Raw genomic sequence first — 23,272 nt, 5'->3', positions numbered from 1 at the left:
AATTTTTTCATATTTTAATGCCGTAAAAATTAGAAATTTTTGTTTGTTAGTGTATAATCAAATTCCAAGGTAAGTAGATTTTAGAATAAGATTTGGAGAAAGGAGAAAGTGATATAAATTTTTATTAATTAGTAAAAATTCACGAAAGGAATTTAATTAATATGAAAAAATTATTAAGAATTTTAGGAATCATAATAATAACTGGAAGCGGAATGTCTGGTGTTGTCGCTAATAGTCCTTATATAATAACTGTACCGAAAAATAATGTTTTAAGTAGTAATTTAAAATTCGAAATATTACCACCAACAAGTGTAGAAAATATTATTCAAACTTTTATGAATGGTACACAGGAAGCTTTTGAGCAAAATTTTAGTTATTGAGTTGATACAGCAAAAGACAAAGTTTCTGAATATTATAATAATTTTTTAATAAATAGAACTGGGAGTTTATATACAAAAAATATGACAGCAATATCTGATAATGTAGTTCAAACATTTGAAAATAATTATATAAATAACACTAGTTCTTCTCAAACTTTTCAAACTCAATCTTATTCAAAAACTATTGGAAACACAAATTCTTTTACTATTTCTTTAAATGAATCAGCATCATTTGAAACAAGTTTTAATTTTTTATTTTGAAACTCATCTATAAATGTTAATGTTAATTCAAGCCAAACATGAGATAAAACAACAACTACAGAAGAAACAGTAACTGCACCCAGCCAATCATTTATTGTGGGCTCTAATTCAAAAGGAATTGCACAATATATAATCCGACAAGGTACATACAAATCAGATGGAATAATAAGGTATTACCTTCCTTCGGACTTTAAAATAACTTCACCAAAATACAGAGGCAAAGATGGTTTAAATCATTGAAATACTGTTTTTTTAACAAGAACTATCAAAGAAATTGCTTCTAAATATCCTGACATGCTTGCAATGGATTATAAGGGAAATTCTGTTTTATCAGTTAATGATATAAATAATCCAACAATAATTATATTCAATATACCAATAACTTGAAATTCACAAGGAGGCAAACTTGATGTTAATTTCAGTGAAAATCCATTAGAAAATCAATAATTTTTAAATTAAAATATTATTACGCATTTTAGAAGCAATCAATTTAACAACAAGTATAACAAATTTTTAATCTCTTGTTAAGAATAAAAGTATAAATTGTATATAATAAAATAAAGTTTAAAGGCAGTAATTAATTAAAATTACTGCCTTTTTTTACTTTGTCAAAAAATGAAAAAGTTGCTTAGTTATTTAAGGGCGCCGTCATCATAGAAAACCACCTTCTAAGGCATTAATTTTAACGGTTTTTAAATTTAGTTATTAAGGATTTTCAATTTTAATTTCAAAATTATTTGTTTTATTTAATCTATAATTGTTAGTGTCGTCATGTTCAAAAGTTAATAATTCTGTTCCTTGTGCTTTAATTCTTATTGTTTTATTGGGTATATTAATCATTCAGGTATAAAAATTTAAACCCGAAGTATCTATTTTTGTTCCATAAGTATTTGTTATTTTTTGAAAGTCTTTTTGTTTAATTCTGTTATTTACAAGCTCTGCATTAAACTCTAAACTAAAAATTTTTCCATTTTTTAAATTTGGTAATTGTTTATCTATATTTGCATTTATATTTTCTTCTGTTCTTATCTCAACTTTTAAAAGGTCATGGTCTTGCCTTTCCGTTAAAAATCTTATTTTTTCTAAGTTTCTAATTTCAAAATCATAAATTTTGTTTTCGTTATCTTTTTGTTCTACTGGTTCATTTGGTTTTTTAGAACAGCCAACTATTGGTAATATTGTTAATGTAGAAAGAGTTATTATATTTAAAATTTTCATTATTTTAATTCCTTTATTACTTTATTTTTTCAATCATATATATATATTACACGAAAATTCTTAATATCATTAGAAAAATGGCAAAACCGATTAAAAATTGAAAGGTATAGTAAAAAGCTGGTACCGTTTTAAAAACTGGAAAAATGGCGGTTGAAAAATTAACTGTTGCTTTGGCAATAATTGCTAATGGGCGTAAAATGGTAATGATTTGTGAAGCTATCAGCATTCAGTTTAGCATTTTAATGCCAGCATTCTGAATGGCACAACCAATATCATTAAAGGTTGGTATTCATCGTCCGGAATATTTACAATTTGGTGGTGGAATTAGGTCATCCCATTCTGAATTGGTGGAGCCGTCAGGGATAAATGCTGTGGAATTAAGGACATTAAAGTCATAAATTTTAAAATTGTAGTTAGCGGTATTTTGCTTATGGTACAAAGGAAATGTTAAAGTAAAAATATTAATACCGTAGCGAATATCAATGTCGGTGTTAAGATAATTAATACTATTGGCAGTTTTACTGACTGATAATTTAATCAGTTTATTGTCATAAGATTTAAGCACATTAAAATCAATTTGATAAATGCTATTGTTGTTTTTAATGGTATTATAATTCTCTTGGTGTGTTTTTTTGTCAAAAGTAAAAAAATAACTTCTTAGTAGTAGTTCTGAATTACCAGTAATATTAATTAAATATTTTTTGGGATAAAAGGTAATTAACGAACGATAAAAGAAACCAATTTGAATAAAGTAGTCCTTATTATAGTTACCTACGCCTTTAAAATCGATTTCGGTATGAGTTTTTTCGTCCATATCAAAAGTCGCATAAAATAAACTAGCAAAGAAATTGCCAAGAATTTCATAGATTTCATCAAAAACATTTTTGTAATCGCTGTTGTTAATACTAGGAATGTTATTTTTAAAATATAGGTAAATATCATTTTTTAAATCGGGGTCATATCGTAGAAAACTAAATTTAACATTGAGGTAATTTAAGGTTCCGAAAAGGTACTTAATTAGGTAATAATCGTTAGCTCTTGTGGTGTCATATTTTCATATTTCATTTTCACCGTGTAATAATTGTAAATAGTTATTTCCAGCAATTAGGGTTTTATTAAATGCCTTAATTTTGAGGACATTATCGTTGTTATCATCTTGTTTCGGAATGACCATTTTAATCGTATTTGTTCCTTGCAATTGTGTGCTCGTTTCAATTGCGGTGAATTTAACGGTAAATGTTCTGTCAGCGACATTGTCTGTTGTTAAATCAAAAGTAGTGCTATCGTCTAAGTAATTGTTGTCATTATCTTTAATTTCTGTATTATAGTCGATGCCTTCAATTGCATTATTTACGCCAGCAAGATTGTTAATTTTTTCATTAAGTCTTTTTTTAATTTTTTTTATAACTTCAATTTTGGTTGCATTTGTAGGGTCGATTATTTCTGAATTTGGTAAAATAGTTGAAGTCTTATGATAAAAATAGCTCTCGTCTTTAAAGCCGTGATTTTTAATCGTAAATTCTTTGTAATAACCTTTTTCTAAGGTGTCAATGAAATTAAATACTGGTGTTCAATAAAGATAAGAATAATTGAATTTGTCAAAATCACCGCGATGAATCATTAAATAGTCAAGGTTATCAACAACATCGTTATAATTATGGTTACCATCAAAATCGGTGGTTGTTGTCGGTAATTCAATATCAGTACTATCTTTTTCAATTTCAATTTCAAAATTATTTGTTTTATTTAATCTATAATTGTTAGTGTCGTCATGTTCAAAAGTTAATAATTCTGTTCCTTGTGCTTTAATTCTTATTGTTTTATTGGGTATATTAATCATTCAGGTATAAAAATTTAAACCCGAAGTATCTATTTTTGTTCCATAAGTATTTGTTATTTTTTGAAAGTCTTTTTGTTTAATTCTGTTATTTACAAGCTCTGCATTAAACTCTAAACTAAAAATTTTTACATTTTTTAAATTTGGTAATTGTTTATCTATATTTGCATTTATATTTTCTTCTGTTCTTATCTCAACTTTTAAAAGGTCATGGTCTTGCCTTTCCGTTAAAAATCTTATTTTTTTCAAGTTTCTAATTTCAAAATCATAAACTTTATTACTTTGTCTTTTATTTCTAATTAGTGATTGTGTTGTTATTTTATCATTCTTAATGTTTTGCGGAGTAATAAAAATATTATTAAAACCAATAATTAACACGGTAAATATTTTCATAAACATTTTTATCACTCCTTTTTAAAATATTTTATTTTTCATTATTCTTTTAGCTTTAATCTTTTTTAATATAAAACGAATTAAACAGTTTACTATTTCTGTTATGGTTACTCATACTAAGGAATAACCTATAATCATTAATTTACCAATTGGTCCAAAATTTTTAATAAATTGTTGCAAATTTTTAATATCTGTATGTAACAATAAAACTATACTTAAAGATATGAATATAATGTAATTAAATATTATTCATCAACATTTTTTTAAAGAACTAATTAATTTGCTTCATTTCATTTTTCAAGGCTCTTTTTGTTTTAATTTTTTGAATAATCAAGCGGATTAATTTTTCAAATTTAATTGCAAAATATATTGCTCCGCCTCATCAAAAAACAAATATTCCTGCAAGCATAATACCACTATTGAACTTGCCGAAGAAATTAACCATTTCTTTATTCATAAAGTCATTAAATTCGTCACTTGTTCCGGTTATTCATTTAGCACCACTTACTGTTAACGCACAAATTAATAAGCTTATAAAGATGAAAACGATACTTAATACTATTTTTAACCACCGCTTTTTAAAAGAATTTTTAATTCTTAATTTTAATGGCATTTTTTCTTTTGAATTATCTTTTTTAAATAATTTTCCTAAAAGTTTTTTCATTTTAACGCTCCTTTCATATTTTTATCGTCCTTTAATAACAATAAATAAAGCAATAAGTACACAAGTAACGCCAAGAATGGTGAAGATTGGATGTTGCGAAAATGTTCGTGCCATTGGTTTAAATAGTTCTAAAATTGTTAAATTGCTAGTAATAAACTTTTTAAAATTGGCAAGACCCTCACTAATATAGTTCGTTAAAGTTTCAAAATGACTACCAGCCAGAAGTCCAAGAACAGTTATTAAGATAAAAATAATAATTAGTTTGAACATATTTATTTACTCTTTTGATTTCACGATTTGAAATTTTTATTTTGTCTAACTGTGGTAATTTGACCGCTTTTTTTGTGGTGAAAATTACCGACTTGTTTCTCTTGTTTGTTAATTCTAGCGGATATATCTTATTGGTGTTTTTTAACTTTTCCTCAGGCACTTAAACGGCCACTATTTTTAACGGCATATCGGCGTTCTTGTTCTAAATTAACTTGTTGACTACCAAAACCGAGAATAATTGCCATAAGAAATTCTACTGCAAGCATTAAGAATAAAGGAAATATTAGTTGAATTTTTGTTCCTGGTACTTCTAAACTTCAAATTAAGTCAAAAACTTTATAAAGCATTTGAGCGAGAAAGTCGGCCATTTTTGCGAGATTTTCCATTTTTCATTATTCCTTTTCTTTCATTTTTCTTAAAAATTTGCTAAATTTATCCATTTTTAAGTATTCTAAGTCTTCTAAATCAATTGCTGTGTCAGTATAGTATTTATCTTCATAGTCAGGATTTACTTTTGAATTTAAGTAATCTCTTAAAAATGCTAGATAAAAAGAATTGTAAGTGTTCAATATTGGTAGAGGAATTTTTAGTTTAAAAAAATAAATATCAAGTTCAGGAATATCGCGATATTTAATGCGACGACCCTTTTTATTATTTTTAGCATCAATTAAGGTGTTTCGTCAGCGTTCATATTCTTCAATGCTCGTAAAGGTGCCATAAATGACTTTTAAGTAGGGGCGAAAAATATTAACTGGTTTTTTGCGAATTCCCACAATCACATTGTTGGCAATATCACGAACTTTAACTCAAATATGTTTATCTCTTTGACCACTAGCGAGAACAATATGACCGAAATGGCGTGCAAGAGCGAAATACTCTTGAATACCAGTTTCTTCGTTTTTGGTATTATTTTTTTCTCAATCGGTTCCTTCTAAAAATAAATTGGTTTCATCTCACAACAGTAAGGTTTTGTCTGGCAATACCGGATAATCAAAGTCTAATAATCCCATATGCCCTAAGCTTAATTTTTGGGTTTCTAGTAATGGGAAAGTTGATGCGATGTGATATTTCTTCTTTTTTAGTAATTTTGCTGCATATACTAGAAAGGCGGTTTTTCCAGTTCCTAACGAACCAATCACAATATTTAATGGTGAGTTTTTTAAGAAGTTAATCACTTTGTTAATTTGTGTGAAATTACCGATTTTAAAAAGGAAAACTAAAATACAACCGGCTAAAAATAAATAGCTCACAATGTTTTTGAAATAACCGTTGTAAATGTATCAAATTGCTCCTCAATGTCATAAAATTAAAAATGAGGTGCGATTCAATTCAATAAAATGGTTATTTTTTTCTATTATTCATTTGCAAAATTTCATCTTGCACCTCACTTTATTTTTTGTTAGCGGACTGCGCCAAGTAATTTTTCAAACATTTTAAAACAAATAAAGAATATTGCCAAAATAAATGGAAAAATGAAGATTCAGTAGTCAGCAAAGAAGTTACCGACTTGTGGCATATTAACGGCAATAATTTCTCACATTTTAGTAAATGCTGTTATAATTGCATTTCACAATTTAGTCATCGCATCGCTAGCTGTTATTTTTGCTGGTGCCTCAGCTAAGAAAGTTGTAAACATATAATCACCCCCTTTCTTTAATGTAACTTCTTGACATTAATTTCGCTTTTATCTAAATACTGATATGGTTTTCCAAATTAGCATTAGAATAAATCAGACTATAATCGCTGTTAAGAATCAAAAAGCAATGTTTGCTATTAAAAGCCAAAGTGGCGCTTCGATTAAATTAATTTCTTTACCACCAGTAATATGAGCGGGAATGGTTGTAATTTGAATAAATAAATCTCAGAAAGTTTGTTTAATTTGTTCTCAATTAAATTCTTTTAAGTTTATTGTCATTTTCTATCTCCCAAAAATCATTTTTATTGGTAAATACATAATTGAAATTAAGGCGAAAAGAAAAGTGATGATAATAATTAATCCGGCAATAAATGCAACTTGTGCAGGCATTTTTTCTATCGGAACAAACAATTTTAAGAACTCCATAATAATTTCTCAAAACATTATTTTTTATCCTTGTTATTTTCTTTTAAATTAGGAGTTTTAACTCATTCTTCAAAGCGGGCAATAAATACTTTTTCGTCTTTTGTGAAATTACCAGTATTATTTTTAATGACATTTTTATATTTAATTCTAATTTTTATTTTGGCATAAATTTTATAAGCAAAATATGCCGATAACATTATGCTGATAATAATAAACATTAGTCCAATTGCGATATTCATTTTTAAGCTCCTTTAAAATAGTTATAATTTGTATCTTTTTTGTTGTTTTCTTTTTCGGCAATGAAGAAACTTAATAATTCTTGGCCTTTAATTAACTTGGTTTCTTGCTCTTGTTGATTAATTGAAATTACTTGATATTCACTATTTTTGATTATTCCAATACAAATTGAATTTTCGTATTTTCCTTTATAAACAAATCGCTTTGGAAACCAAATGCCGATTTGTTCATTAAATCACGGAATTTTTGGTGCTTTAATTAAAATTGCATTTTGGGTTTCTTTTAAGAGATATTTTTTAGTATTTAAGAAAATGTTTTCAATGTTTTTCATAGTAAATTACCTTTCTTATTTGTTATAAACTAAGTTATTTAACTAAGTTTTTTAAACATTTATATATCGCAGATTTGAATGTTTAACAATTTTTGTTAGTAAACTTCGTTTACTAATTAACTTAGTTTGATTTCATTGGTGCAAAAAATATAAGGCATAATTAAAAATAATAAGTGTTAATTTAACCTTATATTTCTTGCAATAAATAAATGAGCTCATATTTATTTATTGATTTTGTGTAAAACTAACATAAGTGTGTGCTTTACACAAGTTTATTTACAATATTTATTGTTTTTGAATTAATTGTTGTACCCTTAGGAATTCAAATGTTAACATATGTACAAATATTTTCTTTGTCTTGATTTTGATTTATTATTGTTCAAGTTTCAAAGTCTTTCATTTTTGATAAAACATCAAATTTAATATATTCATTAATAGAACGAATTTTTTCTTCATAAACTCTATATATATATTTATTTTTGCTATCTTCTTTACTAATATTTTGTCCGATATATAATCTCTCCCTATCTAATTAAAGAGCATTACTTTGCTAATTACTTTAAATTAAATTTTAATTAAATGAAGACATTTCTTTTTGTCTTTTTTCTTTACTTCTTTTCTCTTTTTCTTGTTGTTGCTTTTCCTTCGCTTGTTGTGCTAGCATTCTTCTTTTTTCTTTTGCTTCTTGCATTTTTTCATATTGAACTAATTTATTTTTCTGTTGTAATAATTCTTGTCTGTCTCGTGCTTTAGTTCTTACGTCCCATTCTCTATCTGTTTGCAATTGTTTGAATGATGTTGCTTCTTTTTTAGTTGTTCTGTTTCTCTTGGTCGTGCTTGTTGTTGCTTGCCTCATTCTTTAACACTTTTGTTGATGAACTTTCTTGTTGGTTCTTTTTTGCATGTTTGCAAAGAAATATCTTTAAGTTTAATAGTTTTTAGAGTAGCATTCGACAACTCAGATAAAGCACAACCTTGTTCAACTTCAAAATCCATTTGACAATCATCACCAGCACCAACTTCAAAATCCATTTGACAATCATCACCAGCACCAACTTCAAAATCCATTCGATAGTTATTAAAATTACTAAGGGCAAAATTCATTGTATCAGGTTGAAAATCTTCAATTTCATTTTTAATTGCCAATGGATTTGCTATTGAACAAGACGACGGTTCTAAAAAAGCATCTTCTGAGAAATCTACTACTACGCGCTCGCTTTCTTGCTCAAACCTGTTCCTAGCATATTGCTTGGCACTTAATTTTCTTACTGATTCATTAACTGTTCTTAGACTACTTTGCTGTTCTAATGTCTGAATTTGTGATGCTTCATCTACGGCTCTTTTTGCTAACTGTTCAATATTAATTTTGTGTTCATTAACTACTTCTGTAATTGCTTTTTTACCGCTTAAAGATCTAGAATCAGCAATTAACTTACCAAAATTCATACCATCGCGATTCTTAATATAAATATTAGCGCCACGATTCAATAAAGTTTGTACATTGATAAGATAATTTTCCACATTATGACGTGAATAACAAATGAGATGTTTTCTTGTATTTATTAAAAGGGCAGTATCACCAAATACATTTTGAAGATTAATATTAGCACCATTATCTAACAAAAGATTTATTTTATCACTATTTTTAGCTAAATGAAGTGGATTTCTACCAAAACCAGAAAATGCTACGGCATTCGGGTCAGCCCCTAACTTTAATAAATTTTCCATACATTTTAATGAATCTCTATTATTTGACTTCGCTCAATAACAAAACTTATAACTAATTGTCATATTAGTATTAGTTAATTTTCCAGCAATACGCTTATCAACCGCAATGACTTTAAAATTTAATTTTATTTGTTCAATATCTTCATCCATATCTAAAAAAAGCAAATAATCATTACGAAATTTATAATATTCATCTTTAATAATATTAAGCATTTTGTAATTCTCTTTGTTAAGTTTTTTTATTCGTTGTTCAGTTTCATAACTAATAATTTTTTCTTTAAATTCATCTCAATTAAGATTCTGAGATAAATCTAAAAATTGATTGAAAAACTTAGGTATTGGGATTATTTGGTTAATTCTGCGCATTAAAAATACCTTATTTGGATCCACATCTAATATTCCTTTCTGATTACTATATAAAAAATAAAAATTAAAAGCACTTTAATTCTTAACTAAAAATTAAAGTGCTAATTTTTTTAAAGATAAATTAAGTTATCTTTAAAATTAAACAAACTTTTTTATTGCAGAGTACATGCCTGAACTGCTATAGTTTTTTAAATAATTTTAAAAAACTGGCTATCTTTACCATTGGAGTAGACCAATCCAATTTTTAAATATAATTTATATAATTACTACTAAATTACACTTTTTATTATGTAATAAAATAATAAAAATATCAAGGGTAATAATTATCAAGCATATTATTTATTCAAGAATATAATGACCAACCCGCATGATGCGATCAGCAATAATTTCTAAATAATGATTCTCATTATCTTTATATTGAAATGATTGAATTCTAGCTTTAATAGCAACCATCGTATCAATTACTAAAAATGATACGATATCAGCAATTAAATTATTTCATACTTTAATAACAAGATAATCTTCATCATAATGACCTAATTTATTTTTAAAAGGTCGGGTTACACTAATAGCTAATCGCATCATTTTTGATGTTTTTTCACCAGTTTGATTATGAATAATTTCTGGCGGATTAACAATTCTTCCTACTAAAACAAGATTATTTAACATTATATCACCTACCTTTCCCATTTTATTGTAAAAGATAGCAGCGATTTTTAAGTTAAAAGATATTACTGTCGTATATTTATAATGTTAATATTGCCATACCAACGGCATATTCTTTTTCATGACTAATTGATAATCAACTATTATTTTCAAATCCAATCCATTGTAATTGCTTATTTACTAATTGAATATTAACTTCGCAAAAAATTAAAACCTCATTAACATTATTTATTGCTTTATACAATGCTTCTTTTAATGCTCATCTTCCTGCTAAAAATTGTTTTTTTTCGGTTTCACTTTTAATTGTTTGTAAATAACTAATTTCTTCTAAATGTAATACTTTATTAATAAATGATTTTTTTAATTGCATTCGTTTAATGCTAACAATATCAATTCCCACACCTTTAATCATTTTTATTGCCATCCTTTTAAAATAATATTATTTAAATTATAACAAAGAAACAATTTATAAATAAAACTCTTAATTAATATGATAGAGTTTCTATTTTGGTAGATTATGTTGTAAAAATGTGTTCCAATGTCTTAATTAGAATTCACGAGCTTTAAATTCTCTTAAATTATATCATTTGTTTAATTTAAAATGGTGAAAAATAATCAAAATATGAATACAAAAAATATTACTTTCGTAATTAATAATAGATTTGTTAAGTTTTTAATTAAATTAGAAAAGAGTAAAGAAGTTTTTAGCTTATTTACCTGTTTTTGAACCATTTTTAGTAATAGGTAATTCGTACCTATTATCAATACCAACTTAGTTTTGTGTTTTTTTGTGAATACTATTTAGTAGCTAATATCTCAAAATCCAATGTATCTCATTTAGTACCATTCACAATAAGCGTAAGTGAATGAATACCTGGATAATGCTTTCTTGTGCTTACATCTGCAAATGAATGTTTTTTTGTATAAGATTTCTTCGTGTTTGCGTTTAAAGATATCTCGGAGATTTGGAATATCTTACAATTTCGTTTACCATTTGCTTTCACATAATCAATACCATATTCTAATCGTAACTTGACCACTTTTTTTGATTCAATCTTAAAGGAAAAACTCATCTCCGCTCCAATAAAAATAGACTCAACACTCAAAGAGAAATCATCCACATTCACGCAATCAATATTTTTAAACCCGAATATGTCCAGTGCATCCCTATTGCCTTTTTTTAGAAGTGTTCTACAACCATGCTTTACAATCCAATCAGTACGGCTGTTTTTACCATACCATTCCCTTGCAATTTTTGTAACTAGATTAGGATGTGTTTTGGAAATATCATTTAAGTTATTGGCTACACTTTTACGAACATATAGTGACGGATCATCTTTTAATTGTTCTAAAATATTAAAGATTGGGTAAGGGTTTTTTTTGAAACTTGCTAATGATTGGCCTCAAGGTAATTGCGGGCGGCAACCTTCGCTAGCAAGTCGTCGCACATGTTCATTCTTATGGTTAGACCAAGCGAGCATTTGTTGCATCATACGCTTTTCATGATTTATGATAAATTGTCTCACTGCAAATTCAGAAGATGAGGATTTAGTATACCGTTCTAATGCAGTTATTGACAAATTCCAATGCCCTTCATTCTGTCCGTAGATTTCAACAAAATCAGGGAAGTACATTAAAGTAAAGTCATTAAACCCTACAGGATAATGAGCTATGATTTTATCAATAATTTCAAGTGCTTGTTCATAATCACTTGGCAAATACCTTCCTAAATTCATAGTAATTTTCCTCATACGAGCTTTCAGTTCTAACTTATCTCATGTTTCGTCTATAATGTCATTAATAAAATTATCAATCTTAAACAAAGGATATACAGCTCTAATTCTCAAAGCTAAATCTTGAATTGACTGGTAATTATACCTGTTTTTTAGTAGTTCGGGCATATATTTCTCCTTTTAAATCTCTTTAATAAAATTAAAAAATAAATAAAATCGTTCATAATATTTTATCATTCTTTATCCTCCTTTTTGCATATAAAAAGCAATAAATTTTGGGTTATATTTATACGCCAACAAAAATTATGATAATATTTAAGAGTGAAAGAAGGGAATATGATGGCAACTTACAGTTTACAACTGAGTGAAGAAAATAAAAACCAAGTAATAACCTATTATGATGCCTATAAAGTGCCTGTTAATAATCCTAACATTATTGCTAAATACAAATACCATAATATAACTATTTTATTATATCGTTCTTTAAAAATCGTTTTCCAAGGTGGTGATGAAGATGAAGTTAAAACACAATGAAACAAATGAAAACCAGATATGATATTAAAAGAACAAATTAATATTATTGGCAGTGATGAATCAGGCGTTGGTGATTTTTTTGGTCCCTTAGTAGTAACAGCCTGTTATATTAAAGAAAAAGATTTAGCATTAATTAAATCATTAAAAATTCGTGATTCTAAAGTCTTATCAACAATGCAAATTAATATTATCGCTAAACAATTAATCCAACAATTAGAATATAGTACTATCATCATTAATAACCGCCAATACAATAAGTTATATGAAACATATCAAAACAGTCATATTTTAAAAACCATTGGGCATCATCAAGTAATAAGAAAACTTGCCAATAAAGTTAACTGCAAAAAAGTAATTATTGACCAATTTGTTAACAAAAAAAAATATGAAGAATATTTAAAAATTCTTAATGTTGCTGATAATGATTTAAAGTTATCATTTACAACCCACGCCGAAGATAAATTTCTTGCTGTCGGATGTGCTGCCATTATTAGTCGTTACTTCTTTTTAAAAAGTATTAAACAATTAGAACAAGAATATAACCGGATTTTTCCTTTGGGTGCTAGTACAATTGTTGACAAAGCCATTGCGAAAATAAAACAAGACGGTCTTGAAGATAAGGCAATTGATTTTGGAAAATTACATTTTATAAATTGAAAAAAAGTAATAAAATAAATTAGTAATAATAAATCTACTCATCAAGGAGGAAAAAAATGAATCCCAATATTCATAGTCTATTAAATAAATATGCTGATGACCATAACAAACTACAACTAGATTGCTATGTAATGTCTTCCGTTAGTAACACGCTTGGATTTCCCGGAGCAAGTACTTGATTTCAAATTCAAGCACAAGATGAAGTCTTACATACAAGAAAAATATATAATTATTTAATTGGTCGTGATGAAATACTTATTGTTAATCCAATCCAACCAGAAGCGCATCACGAAAAAAGTTTATTAGAATTAATGGAAAAATATCTGACTTACAAGTTGCAATTTATTGAAAAAACTAATACTCTAATTGCAACCTGTCAAGAAGCCAAAGATTTCCTAACAATCAAATTTCTTGACTGATTCCTAATTGATTTCTACGAAGAAGTTGAACTCGCAAAAACCTATATTGATAAGATTAAAATGTCTAATAATAACTATTATGGTATTGATAAGCACCTTGCTAAACGCGAAGAACCTGATACTCTAAAAGTTATCCTTCCATATAGTGACAAATAAAAACTACGCTATAGCGTAGTTTTTTTACTAATTAAACCTTTATTGTAATTCCGCTAAACGCCAATTTCTTTAACACCACATTAGCATCACCTAACATTCTTTTAGCAGCGATATTATTTTCGGTATTTTCATATTTATCTTCTTCATAAATAATGGTTTGAATTCCTGACTGAATAATTGCTTTTGCACATTCATTGCAAGGAAATAAACTAACATAAATAACACTATTTTCTAATTTAACTGTGGCACTTAAAATCGCATTCAATTCCGCATGAACAATATATGGATATTTTGTTTCTAAAAATTTTCCTGTCCGATCTCACGGATAGTTGTCATCATCTAAAAGTCGTGGTAAACCATTATAACCAGTAGCAATTATTTGCTGGCGGTCGTTAACAATACAAGCACCAACTTGCGTATTAGGGATTAGGGTCTTTACTCCTTAAAGCAGAAACTTTAGCAACACTCATAAAATATTGATCTCATGTTAAATAAGATAAGCGTTTTGACATCATCTATCTAAATATACCAACAATATCTAATTTTTCCTGTGAAATTAAACGTAGCTTAACATAATCTTCAAGAATTGTATGAGTTCAACCATCTTCATCAGTAAAAAAACGATTATTAGTTAAATATAAAATTAATACCACTAACACTAATAGTAAAACAGCAACAACAGCAACACCGCGCTTTCATTCTCATGCTTGTTTAGTATAACCTAAAAAATAACTAATAAAAAAACTAACGAAAAAAGTCAAAACTAATGGCATTGCTAAACGGTCACCACTTGAAATAAATGTTACAAACATAAAAACTGTTGGTAAAATTAGTCTTCTGCGAACAACAAAAGCTGAAAAATCCTTTTTAGTAAAACTAAAAATATAAAGTGGTGGAATTACCATTCATGCTCAATATAAAGGTCCTGTTAAAATATTTGGTATCTTTTGCGACTTAAAATGATACATCGCACTAGCAACAACTGAATGAGTAAAGCCAACAATTACTGTTGTACAAAGAATAATTAACCCTAACTTTCATGGTTTATAAAATGACTCAACTAAACGAGCACAATAAAAAATAACTAAACACGATAAAAATAAATTAAACATATTGTCACCCGCTAATGGATAAACTATTCATCGCCAAAACTGACCAGCTTGAAAAATTAAATGTTTATAAGAACCACCTAACATTAATTGTGACTCGAATCCTCCATCAATTAAACTATTATCATTTTTTCCTTGCAAAATCTCACGAATTTGTGGCACAAAAAATGGCACTAAAATTGGTAATAGCAAAGGAATAAATGTAAACACATAAGCTAAAAATATATTTTGCTTAGTTGTTAAATTATGAAAATCCTTCATTCGTTTTTGTAATAACGAACCTTCTTTTAAATCATCACTAGTAATTGACTTCGGGTCAAAAACTTCGTCATCATTACTAGGTTTTTCTTGAAAAGTAATGGTTTCAATTTGATCAATTTGTGAATAAATTGGTTTCAATTGCGCAACTAAAGTTTCTGGATTAACAAAAACAATCCCATCGTTATTACTAAAAAGCAATGGTTCATGAATAACCTTAGTTAATACAATTGTTAATACTTGTAATTTACTATGACTACTAGTAGCTATTTCTTTACGAAAACTATCAATATCTAATTGATTTTGTTTTAAATCTTTTGCCGATCACATCTCTGAATGATTAAAATAATCCAAAATCTTAATAACTTGATAACTCTTATTAAATAAATTAATTAAATATAAATTATGTTCTTTATTTCGCTTTCAGCGTCATTTCCGCTGATGAATTTGATATTTTTCAATTTGTTTAAAATACTTAACTAATTGCATTTTTAAAATATCAAATGTATTTCTTTCCATTGTCATACTCCCTTATTAGATAAAGCTTATCACTAAGTGATTAAAAACCTTATTGTAAACTATCTAACCTTGTTTTAAAAGATTCTGGTAATTCACAATTCAACTGCATTTTCTTACCACTAATAGGATGAATAAATGCAATCTCATGAGCATGTAAATATTGTTCATAAGGTTCATCTAAATCTTGTTTAATTCCATATAAATGATCTCCTAAAATAGGATGTTTAATAGAACTTAAGTGAACACGAATTTGATGTGTTCTTCCTGTTAATAACTCACATTCAAGAAAAGTAATATTACTTTCTAAAAATCTTTTAATAACATTAAATTTAGTTTGAGCTGGTTTACTATTTTTAAAAACAATCGCCATTCGTTTACGATTTTTAGGATCACGACCAATGGGACCATCAATAAAGCCATTCTCTTTATTAATAATACCACGAACAAGAGCAAAATACTTTCTAGTTAAAGATTTATTTTGTAACTGACTAGTTAACTTTTGATGAACAGAATTACATTTAGCAATAATAAGTAACCCTGTTGTATTTTTATCTAAACGATGGACAATACCTGGTCTTGCGATATCATTATCAGATAATTTAATATCTTTAGCTAATAAAATATTAACTAGTGTATTATCTCAATTACCAACTCCGGGATGAACAACAAGATTTTTTGGTTTATTTATTACCAATAAATACTCATCTTCATAAACAATATCTAAATCTTTTTCATCAAGATTTTCGCCTTGTCAAGATTTCTCTTCTTGAAAATTAATTGTAATCACATCATTTTGCTTAACATTATAGTTATTAGTAATAATTTGATTATTAACAATAACTTTTTCATTAGTAATTAATTTTTGAATTTGGCTACGAGAAAGTCCTCTAACCGCAGAAAATTTTAATTGCAAATACTTATCAATTCTTTTAATACTTGGTGCATCTTCAACAATAATAACTAATTTCTTTTCCATCTTATTGTTCTCAATAACTAGTTATTGGTGTTAAAATAATTGCAAAAATAATTACCACTGTTCCGCCAACCACAAACATATCGGCAATATTAAAAATTGAATATGGTGGAAATAATTGTCAAGAAAAATAATCAACAACGCCTCATTCAACAATTTGATTTGAAAACCGATCACCAAAATTGCTTAATGCACCAGCAACAATTAATGCTAAACCAATATTCATCATTGTTGTTTGGGCAAATAAAAATCCTACTAAAATTAACAAAATAATAATACTTTGCACAACAACCATTAATTGAGGATTTTCAGCACCAATTCCAAATGCCGCTCCTGTGTTATATACTAACTCTATTTGAATAAATCCTGGTAAAAAATTAACCATTTCATTTTCATTTAAATTATTAATAACAACATTTTTAATTACAAAATCAATTAAAATCAGAATAAAAATACCTATTAACAATAATAATTTTTTCTTTAAATTTCAAGTATAATTACTGAAACATTCCTTAACTGAATTTTTTCACTGTTTTAAATGACGATTCATTATTTATTTTCCTCTAATTTACTAATAACCTTTTGACAACGAGAACAAAGTTCATCCATCGTAACACTCACAATCATTCAACAACGAACACACTTATCACCAAGTTTTAATTTTACCGCAATTTTAGCCGTTGGATACTGAACACCCTCACTTAAATTGTTAGTAACAATTAACTCACTAATAATAAACATTTGTCCTAAACTATTTATTGTTGCTAACTCTTGATAATTATCATTTAACTCCATAATAACTTGAGCTTGTAAAGACTTACCAATAACCTTTTCATTTCTTGCTAGTTCTAATGCCTTATTAACATCTTCGCGTAATTGTAAAAGTTTATATCCAATATTTTTAATTTCCTTAATATTTTCAAATGTTGGTAAGACGACCATATCCATTAAATGAATTGAAGATAATTTATTTGTTAACGGTAAATGCTCATAAACTTCTTCACAAGTGTGAACTAAAATTGGTGCCAAATTAAACAATAGCGTTTGTAAAATATAATAAATTGTTGTTTGTACTTGTTTTCGACGCATACTATTTGCTTCTTCAATATACAAAATATCTTTAGTAAAATCAAGATAAAATGCTGAAAGACTATTAACAATAAAATTATTTGTTAATACATATACTTCATTAAAATCATAATTATTATATGCTACTTGGGTTGCTTGATGATATTCTTGAGTTTTAACTAATAAATACTGATCAACTATTTCATAATCTTTAACAATATGTTCTAATTTAAAATCAAATAAATTTCCTAACATAAAACGCATTGTATTACGAATCTTACGATAGGTTTCACTAACTTGTTTTAAAATATCATTACCAATTTTCATTTCATCAGTGTAATCAACTGATGAAACCCATAATCGTAAAATATCACTACCATAAGTATTACATACTTCCAAAGGGTCAACAACATTACCTAATGATTTTGACATTTTTTTACCTTTTTCATCATTAATAAAGCCGTGAATAATTACTTGTTCATAAGGAGCTCGTTTTAATGGACTAATAACACCCGTAGTTAATGAAGAATTAAATCATCCCCGAAACTGATCACTGCCTTCTAAATAAAGATCCACAGGATATTTTCAATGCTTTTGTTGCCACAAGTTTCAATGCGAAATTCCACTATCAAATCAAACATCCATAATATCAGTTTCTTTACGAAACTTACCATTAGGGGCTTGATGATGCACATAATTTTTTGGCAATAACTTATCTAATGATCAACTTCATCAAATTGCTGTTCCATATTGCGCAATTAAATCACGAAAATGTTTAATTAATGCCACATCATAAATCGGTTCATTATCTTCACCATATAAAATAGTAATCGGTACTCCCCATAATCTTTGACGCGAAATACATCAATCATCACGATGCATAATCATCTGACGCATTCTTTCTTGCCCTCAAACTGGTAAATATTTAACTTGATTAATTTGTTCCAATAATTGTGATTTAATCGTACTAATAGCAACAAACCATTGTTCAGTTGCACGATAAATAATTGGCTTTTTAGTTCTTCAATCATGAGGATAAGAATGCTTAATAAAAGATAAAGCTAATAATTTATTGTCAGCTTTTAATCTGGTAGTAATAATTTTATTAGTATCTTCATAAAATTTACCATATAATTGTTCATCATTAATTATATCAGTAAAATAACCAGCATCATCAACACTAACAATTGGGGGCGTATTATTTTGTTGACCAATAATAAAATCATCAACGCCAAAACCACAAGCAGTATGAACTAATGCTGTCCCCTCAGTTAAAGTAATATGATGTCCTAAAACTACTTTATTAATAATATTGCTATATAACGGATGAAAATAAGTAATACCAACTAAATTAGCACCAATTAATTGGTTAACAACTTTAACATCTAATAACTGACATTGTTCACTAACTTTTGCTAATAATTCTTTAGCAACGACCAATTTACCTTGGTTGGAGTTAATAACAACATATTCAATATCTTTACCAACAGCAATAAATTGATTACTAGTTAATGTTCACGGTGTTGTCGTTCATACTACTAATCGCACATCATTATCTAAAACACCATTACCAGCTTTCAAATCACAAGCAACAAAAATACTTGGTGATGTCTTTTCCATATATTCTACTTCTGCTTCAGCTAACGCTGTCTGACTACTTGGTGACCAATATACAGGTTTTAATCCCCGATAAATAAGCTTTTGTTCAATCATCATTATTAAAAAATCAATTTGATAACCTTCATATGTGGGAACACAAGTAATATATTCATCATTAGGAATATTTAATAATCCTAAACGAGCAAATTGTTGCTTTTGAATTGCTATTTGCTCTTGAGCATATTCATAACACTTATTACGAAATAAAACTGGATCTGATTTTTTTCACTCAATATTTAACTTAGTAACTGCGGTTTCAATTGGCAATCCATGTGTATCTCAACCAAATAATAATGGTGCATAATAACCATTAAAACTACGATTTCGCACAATAATATCTTTTAAAATTTTATTCAAAGCATGACCAACATGAATACTACCATTAGCATAAGGTGGTCCATCATGTAAAATAAACTTTTTACCAAATTCATTTTTCAATAAAATTTGTGACCATAATTGTTCTTTTTGCCACTTTTGCTGATAATGCAATTCTTTATCTTTTAAATTAGCTCGCATTTCAAACATAGTTTGTGGCATTAACAAAGTACTTTTTCAATCACGCATCTATAATTCTCCTTTATTTTTTAGTAAGAAAATTTCTTACTAACTTCAATAAATATCCAAAATCTAGGTTATTGGACATAAAAATGTCTAACAACTAAAACAATAATATCACATTTATTAGCGACATTAAAATACTCCCTAAATGAATTTATCGTGCACAACTAAGCAATCATTAGATAATCATTTCACAATAAATTATAACACTAACCTAAAATAACAAAAAGTAGAAGGTAAATATTTATTACCTTCTACTTAGTGATTTATTTTTATTTTAATTTACTAATAATAATATTAGTTATTTCATCAATTGACTTATCATCACTTTCAATAACTAAAAAATTAAACTTAGTTTTATATTTTTCATATCATTGTTCATACTTCTCATTTAATAAAACTCAATAATTTTCATCAACTAATAACTCACCAGTTCGGCCACGAACTTTTATGCGCTGAATCGCCGTTGATGAAGACACACGCAAAAAAACAATTAAGTCCGGAGTAATTAAATTATCTAAATAAATACTTTCTAAAACCACATTGTTATAAAAGTCACAATAAACTTGATAATCAATATCATTAATAAGTTGTAAGTCTTTTAACACTTCAACAAAAATAACATCTTCCATCACACTACGATCAAAAATTACATTTGTTTTACCCTTAGTTAACTTTAATTGTTGACTTCGTGCCATTAACATATATACTTGCATTTTAAAAGCTGTTTGTTGCGGATTACGATAATATTCATCCAAATATGGATTTTCATTTACTGGCTCATTCATTAATAAATAATCGGCATATCTTTTTGATAATTTTTCACTAATAGTTGACTTGCCAGCTCCCACAACTCCTGATAATATAATTCGCATTTATTTAAACTCCTTATTTATGTTAATCTTGACTTTCATTTTTAAATTTATCACTGGCACCCGTCGTTTCTTCAGTTGTTGTTATTGATTCTGATTGGTGAAGTAATATTTGTTGACAACTGCTTTTTGATGTTAAGAAAACCAAATTCATTATGACAATTATTTTATTTAAAATTAATTTGTTAGATTTTTCTGCTTGTTTTTTAGTAGAAAAAATTTTAACTAAATTACTACTTATTTTTAATAAAACTTTACTCATACTTCTTCTGATTAATGAACAATAATTAAAGATAATATCCATTTCTGCAAGTTCTACTGTGCTACCAGCGATAGCAATAATTGTTATGTTGCTTAACAACTTTAAAATTTTTGCCATTTTTTATCCTCCCAAATAAATATATTTATCTAAATATTATTATTTATTTTACATTTTTTATCATTTTTTAGCAATATTTTATTTAAAAAGGTCGCGTTTAGTTTTCTTAGGTATTGCTTTGAAGAAGTAAAACAATCAGCTAATTATATTATTTAATTACTAAACTAACCCTGCCTTTCTTGTTATTGTCATTTTTATTCTTTTTCATTTTATCATATTATTGAATTTTTACACAATAAAAAATTATTAATTTTATTAAATTTTAACTAATATTTTTACTTACTTAAATGTAATATATTTATTTGTATATACAATATTACCTTTATTAATTCAACTATCATCATTTTTATTATTATATTTATTTCACAATGAATTTTTATATATTTCTTTTCTGATTTCTATTTCTGAATTAATACTTTCATTAATGTAATGTAGTACATTTAATTTGTTTAAATTTGCCATTCTTAAATGTAATAGATTATTTAAATTCTTATGATTATATATTTTTGCTCCATATCCTAATTGTTGTTTTATTAAATGTGATACATCACTTTCAATGCTACAACCAATATTTCATTCTAAATTTTGATTATGAATACCATGCTTATTATTACTGAAATAATTACTCGCCTTTCTTAAATTTATTTTAATATCTTTATTTAATTCATTTTTAGCAATATTACGAATGTTTTTGATTAATTCTTGATGATTTCCATCCTTATATAATCTAATTCAACTATTTAGTGTTACTTTGCGATTTTCAAAAATAATATTAAATGCAGTTTGTTTTAATTTTTTAATAGCGTGATAACCATCTAAAATATATCTAACATTACCGAAACTATTGGCAATTTCTCTAATTCAAGCATCACCATCACCACAAACAATTATTTTGTCATAATTAATATTAACATAATGTTTTTGCAATTCTTTAATTAATAAATTACGATAATCCATGGTATTTATTCGTTTACCAACTTTTAACATTAGAAAATGACCTCGTTTATTTTCTAACTCTCTACGAGCATTTTTATAATTTTTTTCTTTATGCCCGGTATGAAAAGTAACTAAACGAATTCTTTGGTCTTGTTTAACTTTCTTATCTAATGTCGCTAAAAATGTCTCATCTAGTTGAATATATAAATCCTTATTTTTGACATCGATTCTAGTTTTAGTTTCTTTTTCTGCTAGTTGAAAATATTCAGCAATATCATATTTATTTAAAATGCTCGAAATACTAGCTTTTGAAATATAACAATGATTTAGAACATCTAAAACATCACGATAGCGTTTACCATCACCTAGAAGACTTAAAATTTTAAATTGGACATCAAAATAAATGCGTTGTTTAGGCAATAAACCAATTTCTTTATCTAATAAACATACATATTCAAATTTACCGGATTTTTGATTTCAATATTTATATCGGCGTCGTTTAAAAGTAACATCACCAAAAATTGTAATAATTGTTCTTGAGGCAAAATGAACTACTTTATACCCTTGTTTTAACCGATAATGATATTTATATAAGTATTCATCTAATTTTTCGTATTCATTAGCTAGTTGTTCGCATTTGTTGGTGTACATATTTTTATGGGTTGCGAATAAACTGAATCAATGCTTGTTTTCTAAGGTTTTTACATTATTATTAATTTTTAACATAAAAAATCACCTTTCTTAATATTAATTTTAATAAAGTTTAATTTAGTTAGCTTATTTTTCTTTTTTAAAGATAAATGTTTTTCTAAAATTTATTGCTATTTTATAAATTTGTTTGTACGATCATAGTAATTTATTCATATTTAATGACTTAAAAAAGTAGAAATTTTTGTTCAATGGTATATAATAAAATTCCAAAGTAAGGAGATTCCAGAATAAGATTTGGAAAGGAAAGGATTAGAATTGTTTAGCTACCTCGCGATTTGTGAGGGGATATTATTTTAAACATTGACACATCCATAGGTA

27 protein-coding genes and 1 pseudogene are annotated in these 23,272 nt (G+C 26.8%); 3 read left to right on the top strand and 25 right to left on the bottom strand.

Going from position 1 to position 23,272, the window contains the following annotated elements; all coding sequences use genetic code 4:
• The first annotated feature begins 161 nt into the window (after positions 1-161).
• A complete protein-coding gene (locus tag AAHM88_RS02950; RefSeq protein ID WP_342262408.1) occupies positions 162-1,088 on the top strand; it encodes an ETX/MTX2 family pore-forming toxin in 927 nt (308 codons plus the stop codon).
• Positions 1,089-1,346: 258 nt separating this feature from the next.
• Here AAHM88_RS02950 and AAHM88_RS02945 read toward each other — a convergent pair whose 3' ends face one another.
• The 17 genes from AAHM88_RS02945 to AAHM88_RS02865 all read right to left on the bottom strand — a co-directional run bounded on the left by AAHM88_RS02945 (position 1,347) and on the right by AAHM88_RS02865 (position 12,314).
• Positions 1,347-1,859, bottom strand: coding sequence for a hypothetical protein (locus AAHM88_RS02945; protein WP_342262407.1), 513 nt, complete (start codon positions 1,857-1,859; stop codon positions 1,347-1,349).
• A 46-nt stretch (positions 1,860-1,905) separates the two neighbouring features.
• Entirely contained in the window at positions 1,906-4,095 is a 2,190-nt protein-coding gene (locus AAHM88_RS02940; RefSeq protein ID WP_342262475.1) for a hypothetical protein, read from the bottom strand.
• A gap of 265 nt (positions 4,096-4,360) precedes the next feature.
• Positions 4,361-4,753: a hypothetical protein gene (locus tag AAHM88_RS02935; RefSeq protein ID WP_342262405.1), complete on the bottom strand. Its 393-nt coding sequence runs from the start codon at positions 4,751-4,753 to the stop codon at positions 4,361-4,363.
• Positions 4,754-4,774: 21 nt separating this feature from the next.
• Complete coding sequence (locus tag AAHM88_RS02930; protein ID WP_338968164.1) at positions 4,775-5,023, bottom strand: hypothetical protein; 249 nt, start codon at positions 5,021-5,023, stop codon at positions 4,775-4,777.
• Between the two features lie 128 nt (positions 5,024-5,151).
• A complete protein-coding gene (locus tag AAHM88_RS02925) occupies positions 5,152-5,409 on the bottom strand; it encodes a hypothetical protein (protein WP_342263207.1) in 258 nt (85 codons plus the stop codon).
• Positions 5,410-5,415: 6 nt separating this feature from the next.
• Entirely contained in the window at positions 5,416-6,399 is a 984-nt protein-coding gene (locus AAHM88_RS02920) for a hypothetical protein (protein ID WP_342189963.1), read from the bottom strand.
• Between the two features lie 23 nt (positions 6,400-6,422).
• On the bottom strand, positions 6,423-6,659 hold the full coding sequence (locus AAHM88_RS02915; protein ID WP_342189962.1) for a hypothetical protein: 237 nt from the start codon (positions 6,657-6,659) through the stop codon (positions 6,423-6,425).
• A 48-nt stretch (positions 6,660-6,707) separates the two neighbouring features.
• Positions 6,708-6,938 carry a hypothetical protein gene (locus AAHM88_RS02910; RefSeq protein ID WP_342262403.1) on the bottom strand — a complete coding sequence of 77 codons (231 nt, stop codon included), beginning with the start codon at positions 6,936-6,938 and terminating at the stop codon, positions 6,708-6,710.
• A 3-nt stretch (positions 6,939-6,941) separates the two neighbouring features.
• Positions 6,942-7,103 (bottom strand): hypothetical protein, encoded by a 162-nt coding sequence (locus AAHM88_RS02905; protein ID WP_338982040.1) that lies wholly within the window; start codon positions 7,101-7,103, stop codon positions 6,942-6,944.
• Entirely contained in the window at positions 7,103-7,324 is a 222-nt protein-coding gene (locus AAHM88_RS02900) for a hypothetical protein (RefSeq protein ID WP_342262402.1), read from the bottom strand. Before AAHM88_RS02900 ends, AAHM88_RS02905 begins: the two co-directional genes overlap by 1 nt.
• 2 nt (positions 7,325-7,326) lie before the next feature.
• Positions 7,327-7,653 (bottom strand): hypothetical protein, encoded by a 327-nt coding sequence (locus tag AAHM88_RS02895; RefSeq protein ID WP_342189958.1) that lies wholly within the window; start codon positions 7,651-7,653, stop codon positions 7,327-7,329.
• A gap of 262 nt (positions 7,654-7,915) precedes the next feature.
• Positions 7,916-8,053 carry a hypothetical protein gene (locus tag AAHM88_RS02890; protein WP_342263206.1) on the bottom strand — a complete coding sequence of 46 codons (138 nt, stop codon included), beginning with the start codon at positions 8,051-8,053 and terminating at the stop codon, positions 7,916-7,918.
• Positions 8,054-8,224: 171 nt separating this feature from the next.
• Positions 8,225-8,437 carry a hypothetical protein gene (locus AAHM88_RS02885; protein ID WP_342263205.1) on the bottom strand — a complete coding sequence of 71 codons (213 nt, stop codon included), beginning with the start codon at positions 8,435-8,437 and terminating at the stop codon, positions 8,225-8,227.
• Positions 8,410-9,771: a hypothetical protein gene (locus AAHM88_RS02880; protein ID WP_342263204.1), complete on the bottom strand. Its 1,362-nt coding sequence runs from the start codon at positions 9,769-9,771 to the stop codon at positions 8,410-8,412. Before AAHM88_RS02880 ends, AAHM88_RS02885 begins: the two co-directional genes overlap by 28 nt.
• A 315-nt stretch (positions 9,772-10,086) precedes the next feature.
• The gene (locus AAHM88_RS02875; protein ID WP_342263203.1) at positions 10,087-10,416 is read right to left on the bottom strand and encodes a single-stranded DNA-binding protein; all 330 of its coding nucleotides are present in this window, start codon (positions 10,414-10,416) and stop codon (positions 10,087-10,089) included.
• Positions 10,417-10,492: 76 nt separating this feature from the next.
• The gene (locus tag AAHM88_RS02870; protein ID WP_342263202.1) at positions 10,493-10,837 is read right to left on the bottom strand and encodes a holo-ACP synthase; all 345 of its coding nucleotides are present in this window, start codon (positions 10,835-10,837) and stop codon (positions 10,493-10,495) included.
• A 373-nt stretch (positions 10,838-11,210) separates the two neighbouring features.
• On the bottom strand, positions 11,211-12,314 hold the full coding sequence (locus tag AAHM88_RS02865) for a DNA alkylation repair protein (RefSeq protein WP_342263201.1): 1,104 nt from the start codon (positions 12,312-12,314) through the stop codon (positions 11,211-11,213).
• Between the two features lie 168 nt (positions 12,315-12,482).
• On the opposite strand from AAHM88_RS02865, the gene rnhC reads away from it, so the two are divergent.
• Together rnhC and AAHM88_RS02855 are read left to right on the top strand one after the other, a co-directional pair.
• Positions 12,483-13,355, top strand: a complete 873-nt coding sequence (rnhC, locus tag AAHM88_RS02860) for a ribonuclease HIII (RefSeq protein ID WP_342263200.1) — start codon at positions 12,483-12,485, stop codon at positions 13,353-13,355.
• A gap of 38 nt (positions 13,356-13,393) precedes the next feature.
• On the top strand, positions 13,394-13,912 hold the full coding sequence (locus AAHM88_RS02855; protein WP_342263199.1) for a ferritin-like domain-containing protein: 519 nt from the start codon (positions 13,394-13,396) through the stop codon (positions 13,910-13,912).
• A 31-nt stretch (positions 13,913-13,943) separates the two neighbouring features.
• On the opposite strand, the pseudogene AAHM88_RS02850 reads toward AAHM88_RS02855, so the two are convergent.
• The 8 genes and pseudogenes from AAHM88_RS02850 to AAHM88_RS02815 all read right to left on the bottom strand — a co-directional run bounded on the left by AAHM88_RS02850 (position 13,944) and on the right by AAHM88_RS02815 (position 22,969).
• Positions 13,944-14,427, bottom strand: a pseudogene (locus AAHM88_RS02850) (deoxycytidylate deaminase).
• Positions 14,428-15,798 carry a hypothetical protein gene (locus AAHM88_RS02845; protein WP_342263198.1) on the bottom strand — a complete coding sequence of 457 codons (1,371 nt, stop codon included), beginning with the start codon at positions 15,796-15,798 and terminating at the stop codon, positions 14,428-14,430.
• Positions 15,799-15,847: 49 nt separating this feature from the next.
• Positions 15,848-16,774 (bottom strand): RluA family pseudouridine synthase, encoded by a 927-nt coding sequence (locus tag AAHM88_RS02840; RefSeq protein ID WP_342263197.1) that lies wholly within the window; start codon positions 16,772-16,774, stop codon positions 15,848-15,850.
• Between the two features lies 1 nt (position 16,775).
• Entirely contained in the window at positions 16,776-17,321 is a 546-nt protein-coding gene (gene lspA, locus AAHM88_RS02835) for a signal peptidase II (protein WP_342263196.1), read from the bottom strand.
• Entirely contained in the window at positions 17,321-20,062 is a 2,742-nt protein-coding gene (ileS, locus tag AAHM88_RS02830; RefSeq protein WP_342263195.1) for an isoleucine--tRNA ligase, read from the bottom strand. Before ileS ends, lspA begins: the two co-directional genes overlap by 1 nt.
• A gap of 266 nt (positions 20,063-20,328) precedes the next feature.
• Positions 20,329-20,931, bottom strand: a complete 603-nt coding sequence (locus tag AAHM88_RS02825; RefSeq protein WP_342263194.1) for a deoxynucleoside kinase — start codon at positions 20,929-20,931, stop codon at positions 20,329-20,331.
• 22 nt (positions 20,932-20,953) lie between these two features.
• Positions 20,954-21,307 carry a hypothetical protein gene (locus tag AAHM88_RS02820; protein WP_342263193.1) on the bottom strand — a complete coding sequence of 118 codons (354 nt, stop codon included), beginning with the start codon at positions 21,305-21,307 and terminating at the stop codon, positions 20,954-20,956.
• A 279-nt stretch (positions 21,308-21,586) separates the two neighbouring features.
• Positions 21,587-22,969, bottom strand: a complete 1,383-nt coding sequence (locus AAHM88_RS02815) for an Mbov_0401 family ICE element transposase-like protein (protein ID WP_342263192.1) — start codon at positions 22,967-22,969, stop codon at positions 21,587-21,589.
• Positions 22,970-23,272: the final 303 nt, after the last annotated feature.

This window comes from Spiroplasma endosymbiont of Dromius quadrimaculatus (assembly GCF_964031155.1).
GTDB lineage: Bacteria > Bacillota_I > Bacilli_A > Mycoplasmatales > Nriv7 > Nriv7.
This window is presented reverse-complemented; position numbering and strand designations above follow the sequence as displayed.